Below are 2,560 nucleotides of genomic sequence, written 5' to 3'. Positions count from 1 at the left end.
GTGCGGTGTTGATCGTGATGCCGCGCGCCTTTTCTTCCGGTGCCGCGTCGATCTGGTCGTATGCCTTCGCTTCGCCGCCGAACTTCTTCGTCAGCACCGTCGTGATCGCTGCCGTCAGCGTCGTCTTACCGTGGTCGACGTGACCAATCGTACCAACGTTCACGTGCGGCTTGGTCCGCTCGAATTTTTCCTTGGCCATTTTCAACTCCCGAAAGGAATTTCACATGTTGCGCCGCGCGCAAACAGACACTGACTATACTGCTGGTGCCCATGGGCAGGATCGAACTGCCGACCTCTCCCTTACCAAGGGAGTGCTCTACCACTGAGCCACATGGGCGGTTTCACGCTTCAACTGCACGAACTGGAGCGGGTGAAGGGAATCGAACCCTCGTCGTAAGCTTGGAAGGCTTCTGCTCTACCATTGAGCTACACCCGCACGGGCCACTAACGATTCCCTGCCGCTCTCTGCGTTGATATCTTGGTGGAGGAGGTTGGATTCGAACCAACGTAGGCGTAAGCCAACAGATTTACAGTCTGCCCCCTTTAGCCACTCGGGCACCCCTCCGTAGAGAACTGACGATTATGGGGGTACATCGAACCGGTGTCAAGCACATCGCGAAGATTATTTTCATTCTCTCCGAGAGTGCCTGGCCGGCGAGCCCCAAACAAGCTCATCGTCGCCATCGCTGCAGGTGGAACCCTTGCGCGAGCGACGAAGATTTTGCTTGGCACCGTGCTGCCCCACATCTTCGTCAAATTCCGATTTTCACGTGAATTTGCACTCACGCCGGAAAATCAGAAGACCGCCATCATACGGCCTTCCGGCGATAAAGCCAAGTGGGGAGACGCAAAAATCCCGCAAATTTCGTGCCGAGCATAATTGAACGCAGTTTCGGGCAGGTGTGCCCCCGCTCCGACGCGTTCGGCCGACACCTGGAGGCTCGCCACCGAACTGCTGGATTTCGTTTCGGCGCGGCGTTCCGCTTGCACTGCAACGCGTCCGTGCGGGCTCCGCTAGTCTCGAAGCCGCTACGCGGGAGAACATCCCGCTCCTGGTGGAGCTACACATTTCCCTCTCGCCTGGCTTACCGAGATGCACCGATGACCGAGCCGCATTGTGTTCGATCGGGACCAGCGGCCTCGATCGATCTGAGCGAATCTATACGGGGCCGAATCGATGCGCGACTCCGTGAAGACGGCGAGGTCAAGCCACGCCGAGGCAAGGAATGCCTCAAAGGAGCGTTCAAGGGCCTTGATTGCCGCGGCGCGCGTAACCTCAGCTGATCGACAGCGACGCCTATGGTTTGCGTTAGACGCGGTAGCTCTCGTCATGGCGGGATCGGCTGTTTGCGGCACGCAACGCGTGTGCGGAAACCGAGCAACATCACGGGAATGAGGGAGGGTTAATGCAGTGACGCACTGTCCTCACGCTACCGCAGGCGCCTCGAACACTGCCCCAATAAAAATGTCCGTGTTTCCTGCCGAATCGGGAATCGTGCTGATGCCGGCGAGCTACTGCTGACCGGTACGGTTCCTCGCAGTGCGGACGATGAGTGAGCCCCGAATGATTTGCGATCGCGCTCGTGCAACTACACCAGCCACGCGCACGGTTCGCCAAACAGGCCGCGGCTCATCGCGGCCGGATGCATGAAGAAGGAGAGTTGTTGTGCAGCGTCGAGAGGGCTTAGCGAACGGGCACCGGAATCGCGCACGGATTCCCGGCTCACCTGCCCTGCGCCGGGTGATCTGTGGGAATTTGTATCCAGCCTGTTTACGCTCGACGCACGGCCCCCTGCCAGCGCTCTCGAGCCATATGAGGTTGCCGGCTCGCAATGGTAATGGGGGCGCTCTGGAGCGCCGGAGACAGGAAGCTAGTACAGCGCGCCTGGCGGATCCGCCGAGCGCTACGGCCGGCACGATTCGCTGTCCCGGGACGCCAAAATCACACGGCACCCTGGCCGGGACGACCGGCCGCGCCGGACGCCCTCCCCGGCATCCAAAGATGGGGCGTGCCCCTGGAATCCGAGCTGATGCCTCGGCGCATTGTCGGAGCGACGCGCTGCGCCGCCACTGCGGCCGCGTCGGAATGGCTGCGTAACGGGCGCCGGTGACCAGCTGGCGCGGGGAGCCCCACGCATTTCCGCCGCGCCAATGCAAAAACCCCCGCCTGTCGGGCGGGGGTTTCTGGCTTAGGGAGCCTGACGATTACCTACTTTCACACGGGAATCCGCACTATCATCGGCGTAGAGTCGTTTCACGGTCCTGTTCGGGATGGGAAGGGGTGGGACCGACTCGCTATGGTCATCAGGCAAAGAGGGTTGTCGCGGTGCTTCGCAGCGCGACCAATCTTGGAAGAAGCAGTAATTTAGGTTGTGTGTATCACACACGAGAATCAACTTGTCGCCTGGATCGCGGCCAGTGCTTGAGCACGGCGCCGATCAACAAGGCAGACTTGTTATAGGATCAAGCCTTACGGGCAATTAGTATCAGTTAGCTGAACGCATTACTGCGCTTACACACCTGACCTATCAACGTCCTGGTCTCGAACGACCCTTCAAGG

1 protein-coding gene, 3 tRNA genes and 2 rRNA genes are annotated in these 2,560 nt (G+C 60.0%); all 6 read right to left on the bottom strand.

Annotated elements, in window-relative coordinates:
* A partial coding sequence (locus DID96_RS37490; RefSeq protein ID WP_237431447.1) for a GTP-binding protein occupies positions 1–199 on the bottom strand: 199 nt, incomplete at its 3' end.
* A gap of 63 nt (positions 200–262) precedes the next feature.
* Positions 263–337 (bottom strand) — tRNA-Thr (locus DID96_RS37485).
* Between the two features lie 25 nt (positions 338–362).
* Positions 363–436, bottom strand: a tRNA-Gly gene (locus DID96_RS37480).
* Between the two features lie 43 nt (positions 437–479).
* A tRNA-Tyr gene (locus tag DID96_RS37475) sits at positions 480–565 on the bottom strand.
* 1,631 nt (positions 566–2,196) lie between these two features.
* Positions 2,197–2,309, bottom strand: a 5S ribosomal RNA gene (gene rrf, locus DID96_RS37470).
* 150 nt (positions 2,310–2,459) lie between these two features.
* Positions 2,460–2,560 (bottom strand): 23S ribosomal RNA (locus tag DID96_RS37465); the annotation flags it as partial.

Origin of the sequence: Burkholderia sp. Bp8963, assembly GCF_003854275.1 — a bacterium.
Classification (GTDB): Bacteria; Pseudomonadota; Gammaproteobacteria; order Burkholderiales; family Burkholderiaceae; genus Burkholderia.
The sequence above is the reverse complement of the archived record's forward strand: the minus strand, read 5'-3'. Positions and strand labels throughout refer to the sequence as shown.